Genomic DNA, 7,030 nt, shown 5'->3' on the forward strand with positions numbered 1-7,030 from the left:
ACCGCGGTGTCTCTGTTACACCGAGGTATTCGCATCGCAGGCAAGCCAGCTCCCACAGTTGATTGGGTTCTCAACTCAGAATAATAGTGGTTTGTTAGGTCTCATCGGAGTCTGGCAATGGCCTTACGCGAAGCATGTTTGTGGGAACAGCTCACCCCTGGCCGGCCGGATCGTGCCGCGCTCAAGGGCGAGGTCAAGGTGGATGTGTGCGTGATCGGCGCCGGGATCACCGGGCTGTCGGCAGCTATCCATTTGTTGGAGCAAGGCAAAAGCGTGGCCGTGCTGGAGGCCCATCGCACCGGCCATGGCGGGTCGGGGCGTAACGTCGGGTTGGTCAACGCTGGCCTGTGGATTCCACCGGACGACATCGAAGCCGGTTTCGGCGAGGCGGTGGGCAGTCAGCTCAACCGCATGTTGGGCGCGGCACCCTCCCTGGTGTTCAGCCTGATCGACAAATACAACATCGAATGCCAATTGCGCCGCGAAGGCACCCTGCACATGGCGCACAACGCCCGGGGCGAGGCGGATTTGCGCAGCCGTGAAGAACAATGGAAGCGCCGTGGCGCGCCGGTCGAGTTGTTGACCGGCCAAGCGTGCGAGCAAGCCACCGGCACTAAAAAGATCGCTGCCGCGTTGCTCGACCGGCGTGCCGGTACCTTGAACCCGATGGCCTACACCAGTGGCTTGGCAAATGCGGCGGTCGGGCTGGGCGGTCAGTTATTTGACCATTCCCCGGTTACCCAGCTTGAACGCCAAGGCGCCCTTTGGTCGGTACAAACCGCCCAGGGTTCGGTGCAGGCAGCACAAGTGGTGATCGCCTCGAATGCCTACACCGAAGGCGAATGGACCGAGCTGCGGCGTAATTTCTTCCCGGGTTACTACTATCAGGTCGCGTCCGCCCCGCTGACCGACGAAGCCGCCCAACAGATCCTTCCGGGAGGGCAGGGCTCGTGGGACACGCGCCAGGTCCTCAGCAGTATCCGCCGAGACGCTGACGGGCGGTTGTTGCTTGGCAGTTTGGGCAACGGCAACCAGAAACCCGCGTGGTTCCTCAAGGCGTGGGCCGATCGGGTGCAGCAACACTACTTCCCGTACCTCAAAGCGGTGCAGTGGGAATGCACCTGGACTGGCTGCATCGCCTTCACCCCTGACCACTTGATGCGCCTGTTCGAACCTGCCCCGGGCCTGGTGGCGGTCACCGGCTACAACGGGCGCGGTGTGACCACTGGCAGCGTGGTGGGCAAGGCGTTTGCCGACTATTTGTGTCACCAGAATCCCCAGGCGCTGCCGATTCCGTTTACGCCGATGCAGCCGCTGGCCGGAGTGGGCCTGCGCAGCTGCTTATATGAGGCGGGATTCTCGCTGTATCACGCCGGGCAATGCCTGAGGATCGTGATCTGATCAGCGAAATACCGCTCAGAAGCCTGCATTTTCTTAGCAGGCTACTAATCTGTATTGGTGCAAGTCGTAGCAATCACGCACTGTAAATGTGCAGTTCCGTTACGCCCATTGTTACAGGTGTAGGAACGTTCGTTTATTCGCCTGGTTGCAGGTGTGACCTGCCTGGGTTGTACTTTTTGGGTCCATCGGTTGCACCTCTTGGCGCTAGACGGTTGCACGTGCTGGCGCGAGGTGCCGAAACGCCTGTAATAACAATGACACCGTGTCTTTTTGAAGAATAAAAACGTAATGGCACGCGCCTTGCTCTTGGCTTTCCCTGAAAGTTTCAGTTGAAGGTTTACAGCGAATTCGTAGTGCCAATAAACAAAAACCTCGGAGCACCACTCATGTCCCAGACGTTTTACAAGAAAGGTTTTCTGGCCCTCGCCGTTGCAGCGGCGCTGGGTGTTTCTGCGTTTGTTCAAGCTGATGTGAAGATTGGCGTGGCAGGCCCGATGACGGGCGCCAACGCAGCTTTCGGTGAGCAGTACATGAAGGGTGCCCAAGCGGCAGCCGATGTCATCAACAAGGCCGGTGGCATCAACGGCGAGCAGATCAAACTGGTAGCCGGCGACGACGCCTGTGAACCCAAGCAAGCTGTAGCGGTGGCTAACCGCCTGGCAGACCAGGACAAGGTGATCGGCGTGGTCGGGCACTTCTGCTCCTCCAACACCATCCCGGCTTCCGAGGTGTATGCCGATGCCGGCATCATCATGATTACCCCAGGCTCCACCAACCCACAGGTCACCGAGCGCGGCTTGTCGGCAGTGTTCCGCATGTGCGGGCGTGATGACCAGCAAGGCATCGTGGCCGGCGACTACATCGTCGACGTGCTCAAGGGCAAGAAAGTCGCGGTCATCAACGACAAAGACACCTACGGCAAAGGCCTGGCTGACGCGACTGCCCAGCAGTTGACCAAGCGTGGCGTCAAGCCGGTGCTGGAAGAAGGCCTGACCCGTGGCGAGAAAGACTTCAGCGCCCTGGTCACCAAAATCCGCTCCACCGGTGCTGACGTCGTGTACTTCGGCGGCCTGCACCCGGAAGCCGGTCCTCTGGTTCGCCAGATTCGTGAAGCCGGCCTCAAAGACGTCAAGTTCATGTCCGATGACGGTGTTGTCACCGATGAACTGGTGGCCACCGCTGGCGGCAAACAGTACGTCGATGGCGTCTACATGACCTTCGGCGCTGACCCGCGCCTGCTGCCGGACAGCAAGACCGTGGTGGAAGAGTTCCGCAAAAATGGCACCGAGCCAGAAGGCTACACCCTGTACGCCTACGCTTCGGTCCAGGCCCTGGCTGCCGGCTTCAACGGTTCCAAGTCCAACAAAGGCGAAGACGCTGCCAAATGGCTGAAATCGCACCCTGTGAAAACCGTGATGGGCGAGAAGAATTGGGACACCAAGGGTGACCTGAAAGTCTCCGACTACGTGGTTTACCAGTGGGACAAAGACGGCAAATACCACCAGTTGGATAAGCAGAAGTAATAGCGCGATTTAACCGGCCCCACTGAGCCCTGTGAGCACCGGGCTTGTGTGGGAGCTGGCTTGCCTGCGATGGCATCGCCTGGGTATGACGGACATACCGAGGTGTCTGCATCGCAGGCAAGCCAGCTCCCACCTGAGCCCGGCTCCTTCAGTGGGACGGCGTTGTCCGCTCCATTGCATCTAGCGACAGATCAGTCTTTTCCTCCAGAAGGGCCGCACACTCACAGGTGTGCAGGTTCTCACCGCGTGAGAGTGCGTTATGGATGGTATTTTCCTGCAGCAACTGGTCAACGGCCTGACCCTCGGGTCGGTCTACGGCCTGATCGCCATCGGCTACACAATGGTCTATGGCATCATTGGCATGATCAACTTCGCCCATGGCGAGGTTTATATGATTTCCGCTTACCTCGCGGCGATCAGTCTGGCACTGCTGGCTTACTTCGGCATCGAATCCTTCCCGCTGCTCATTCTCGGCACCCTGATCTTCACCGTGGTCGTCACCGGCGTTTACGGATGGGTCATCGAGCGTGTCGCCTACAAACCCCTGCGTAACTCCACCCGACTGGCCCCGCTGATCAGCGCCATCGGGATCTCGCTGATCCTGCAGAACTACGCCCAGATTGCACAGGGCGCCAAGCAACAAGGTATTCCCACCCTGCTGGCCGGGGCCTGGCGTGTCGATATCGGCACCGGGTTCGTCCAGTTGACGTACACCAAGGTCTTCATCCTGGTCGCTGCCTTCGCGGGCATGGGCCTGCTGACCTACATCATCAAATACACCAAGCTCGGCCGCATGTGCCGCGCCACCCAGCAAGACCGCAAGATGGCGTCCATCCTCGGCATCAACACCGACCGGGTGATCTCCTACGTATTCGTGATTGGCGCTGCCATGGCTGCCCTGGCGGGCGTGCTCATCACCCTCAACTACGGCACCTTCGACTTCTATGCCGGCTTCATCATCGGCATCAAGGCGTTCACCGCAGCGGTACTCGGCGGCATCGGCTCCCTGCCTGGAGCAATGCTGGGCGGGATCATCCTGGGTATCTCCGAGTCGCTGTTCTCGGGGTTGATCAACTCTGACTACAAAGACGTGTTCAGTTTCTCCCTGCTGGTGGTGATTCTTATCTTCCGTCCCCAGGGCCTGCTGGGTCGCCCACTCGTGGCTAAGGTGTAAACATGTCTGCTGCCAAACCCATCGATATCAAGAAAAGTGTGGTCGATACGGTCCTCGCCGGGCTGATTTCCCTGATCGTGTTCGGTCCGATCGTCGGCGTGGTCCTCGACGGCTACGGCTTCAACCTGCAACCTGCCCGTGTGGCGACGTTGGTCGCCATCGTGATGGTCGGCCGCTTTGCCATGAGCCTGTTCCTGCAAACCCCCAAGGGCCTGAAAATCCTGCAAGGTTTCGAAAGCAGTGGTTCAGGCGTGCATGTACTGCCGCCGGACTACAAGTCGCGGCTGCGCTGGATCATCCCGGCGCTGATCGTGATTGCCATCGTGTTCCCGATCTTCGCCAACAAGTACCTGCTGACCGTGGTCATCCTCGGGCTGATCTACGTGCTGCTCGGCCTGGGCTTGAACATCGTGGTGGGCCTGGCCGGCCTGCTCGACCTGGGTTACGTGGCGTTCTACGCCATCGGCGCCTACGGCCTGGCGTTGGGTTATCAGTACCTGGGCCTGGGTTTCTGGACGGTGCTGCCGTTGGCGGCCATTTGTGCGGCGCTGGCGGGGTGCATACTCGGGTTCCCGGTGCTGCGAATGCACGGTGACTACCTGGCCATCGTGACCCTCGGCTTTGGTGAAATCATCCGCTTGGTGCTCAACAACTGGCTGTCGTTCACCGGCGGCCCGAACGGCATGCCGGTGCCTTCGCCGACCTTCCTCGGCCTGGAGTTCGGGCGCAAGGCCAAGGATGGCGGGATTCCGTTCCATGAGTTCTTCGGCATCGATTACAACCCCAACATCAAGTTCATGTTCATCTACATCGTGCTGTTCCTGGTGGTGCTGGCCGTGCTGTACATCAAGCACCGCCTGACCCGCATGCCGGTCGGCCGCGCCTGGGAAGCCTTGCGCGAAGATGAAATCGCCTGCCGTTCCATGGGCCTGAACCACGTACTGGTCAAGCTTTCGGCGTTCACCATCGGCGCGTCTACCGCCGGTTTGGCCGGGGTGTTCTTTGCCAGTTACCAGGGCTTCGTCAACCCGTCGTCGTTTACCTTCTTCGAGTCAGCGCTGATCCTCGCCATCGTGGTGTTGGGCGGCATGGGCTCGACGGTCGGCGTGGTGATCGCAGCCTTCGTCTTGACGGTTGCGCCGGAGTTGCTGCGCAGCTTCTCCGAATACCGCGTGCTGCTGTTTGGCGTGTTGATGGTGGTGATGATGATCTGGCGCCCACGCGGCCTGATCCGGATCAGCCGTACCGGTGTGACACCACGTAAAGGAGTGGCGCCATGAGCAAGGAAGTCGTCCTCTCTGTGGAACATTTGATGATGCACTTCGGTGGCATCAAGGCCTTGAGCGATGTGAGCCTCAAGGTCAAACGCAACTCGATCTTCGCCCTGATCGGTCCCAACGGTGCCGGCAAAACCACGGTGTTCAACTGCCTTACCGGCTTCTACAAAGCCAGTGGCGGCAAGATCGAACTCAACATACGCGGCAAGCAGACCAACGTGATCCAGTTGCTCGGCGAGCGCTTTAAAGCGGTGGATTTCGTTTCGCCGAAAAGCTTCTTCAGCCGGGTGTACTACAAGATGTTCGGCGGCACCCACTTGGTGAACCGTGCAGGCCTGGCGCGCACTTTCCAGAACATTCGCCTGTTCAAGGAAATGTCGGTGCTGGAAAACCTGCTGGTGGCCCAACACATGTGGGTCAACCGCAACATGCTCGCCGGCATCCTCAACACCAAGGGCTACCGCAAGGCCGAAAGCGATGCGCTCGACCATGCCTTCTACTGGCTGGAAGTGGTCGACCTGGTGGACTGCGCCAACCGCCTGGCCGGTGAGCTTTCCTACGGCCAGCAGCGCCGCCTGGAAATCGCCCGCGCCATGTGCACCCGGCCGCAGATCATCTGCCTGGACGAACCGGCAGCGGGCCTTAACCCGCAGGAAACCGAAGCCCTCAGCGCGATGATTCGCCTGCTGCGCGACGAACACGACCTTACGGTGGTGCTGATCGAACACGACATGGGCATGGTGATGAGTATTTCCGACCACATCGTGGTGCTCGACCACGGCAACGTCATCGCCGAAGGCGGGCCGGAGGCCATCCGCAACGACCCGAAAGTGATTGCCGCCTACCTGGGCGCAGACGAAGAGGAGCTGGTATGAGCGGACCCATCCTCGAAATGAAGGACCTGGACGTGTTCTACGGCCCGATCCAGGCCCTGAAAAAAGTCTCGCTGCACATCAACGAAGGCGAAACCGTCAGCTTGATCGGCTCCAACGGCGCGGGTAAATCCACGCTGCTGATGTCGATCTTCGGCCAGCCACGGGCCGAGTCGGGGCAGATTCTTTATAACGGCGTCGACATTACCCACAAGTCGTCCCACTACATCGCCTCCAACGGCATTGCGCAGTCGCCGGAAGGTCGGCGGGTGTTCCCCGACATGACCGTCGAGGAAAACCTGCTGATGGGCACCATTCCGATTGGCGACAAATTCGCCCAGGAAGACATGCAGCGCATGTTCGAGCTGTTCCCGCGGCTCAAGGAACGGCGCACCCAGCGTGCGATGACCATGTCCGGGGGGGAGCAGCAAATGCTCGCCATCGCCCGCGCGCTGATGAGCCGGCCCAAGCTGTTGCTGCTGGACGAACCGAGCCTGGGCCTGGCGCCGATCGTGGTGAAACAGATCTTCGCCACCCTGCGCGAGCTGGCGGCCACCGGCATGACTATCTTTTTGGTGGAACAGAACGCCAACCACGCGCTGCGCTTGTCGGACCGCGCGTATGTGATGGTCAACGGTGAGATTCGCCTGACCGGCACCGGTAAGGAATTGCTGGTGAACGAGGAAGTGCGCAACGCCTACCTTGGCGGGCACTGATCTGCAGGCTTGATGCAGTAAACCCTGTGGGAACCGGCTCTATGTGGGAGCTGGCTTGCCTGCGATG

6 protein-coding genes are annotated in these 7,030 nt (G+C 60.0%); all 6 read left to right on the forward strand.

Annotated elements, in window-relative coordinates; translation table 11 throughout:
• Nucleotides 1–117 precede the first annotated feature (117 nt).
• The 6 genes from WBB95_RS25045 (at nucleotide 118) to WBB95_RS25070 (ending at nucleotide 6,963) form a co-directional block, all read left to right on the forward strand.
• Nucleotides 118–1,401 (forward strand): NAD(P)/FAD-dependent oxidoreductase, encoded by a 1,284-nt coding sequence (locus WBB95_RS25045; protein WP_424490012.1) that lies wholly within the window; start codon nucleotides 118–120, stop codon nucleotides 1,399–1,401.
• 386 nt (nucleotides 1,402–1,787) lie between these two features.
• On the forward strand, nucleotides 1,788–2,924 hold the full coding sequence (locus WBB95_RS25050) for a branched-chain amino acid ABC transporter substrate-binding protein (protein WP_424490013.1): 1,137 nt from the start codon (nucleotides 1,788–1,790) through the stop codon (nucleotides 2,922–2,924).
• 259 nt (nucleotides 2,925–3,183) lie between these two features.
• Nucleotides 3,184–4,098 carry an ABC transporter permease subunit gene (locus WBB95_RS25055; protein WP_424490014.1) on the forward strand — a complete coding sequence of 305 codons (915 nt, stop codon included), beginning with the start codon at nucleotides 3,184–3,186 and terminating at the stop codon, nucleotides 4,096–4,098.
• Between the two features lie 2 nt (nucleotides 4,099–4,100).
• Entirely contained in the window at nucleotides 4,101–5,378 is a 1,278-nt protein-coding gene (gene livM / locus WBB95_RS25060) for a high-affinity branched-chain amino acid ABC transporter permease LivM (protein ID WP_424490015.1), read from the forward strand.
• The gene (locus WBB95_RS25065; protein ID WP_424490016.1) at nucleotides 5,375–6,250 is read left to right on the forward strand and encodes an ABC transporter ATP-binding protein; all 876 of its coding nucleotides are present in this window, start codon (nucleotides 5,375–5,377) and stop codon (nucleotides 6,248–6,250) included. Before livM ends, WBB95_RS25065 begins: the two co-directional genes overlap by 4 nt.
• Entirely contained in the window at nucleotides 6,247–6,963 is a 717-nt protein-coding gene (locus WBB95_RS25070; RefSeq protein ID WP_424490017.1) for an ABC transporter ATP-binding protein, read from the forward strand. Before WBB95_RS25065 ends, WBB95_RS25070 begins: the two co-directional genes overlap by 4 nt.
• Nucleotides 6,964–7,030: the final 67 nt, after the last annotated feature.

Origin of the sequence: Pseudomonas sp. (assembly GCF_049645325.1) — a bacterium.
Classification (GTDB): Bacteria; Pseudomonadota; Gammaproteobacteria; order Pseudomonadales; family Pseudomonadaceae; genus Aquipseudomonas.

Coding starts and splice junctions, on each gene's coding strand:
- WBB95_RS25055 (WP_424490014.1), top strand. CDS start 3,184: ATGGATGGTATTTTCCTGCAGCAACTGGTCAACGGCCTGACCCTCGGG.
- WBB95_RS25070 (WP_424490017.1), top strand. CDS start 6,247: ATGAGCGGACCCATCCTCGAAATGAAGGACCTGGACGTGTTCTACGGC.
- WBB95_RS25050 (WP_424490013.1), top strand. CDS start 1,788: ATGTCCCAGACGTTTTACAAGAAAGGTTTTCTGGCCCTCGCCGTTGCA.
- WBB95_RS25065 (WP_424490016.1), top strand. CDS start 5,375: ATGAGCAAGGAAGTCGTCCTCTCTGTGGAACATTTGATGATGCACTTC.
- WBB95_RS25045 (WP_424490012.1), top strand. CDS start 118: ATGGCCTTACGCGAAGCATGTTTGTGGGAACAGCTCACCCCTGGCCGG.
- livM (WP_424490015.1), top strand. CDS start 4,101: ATGTCTGCTGCCAAACCCATCGATATCAAGAAAAGTGTGGTCGATACG.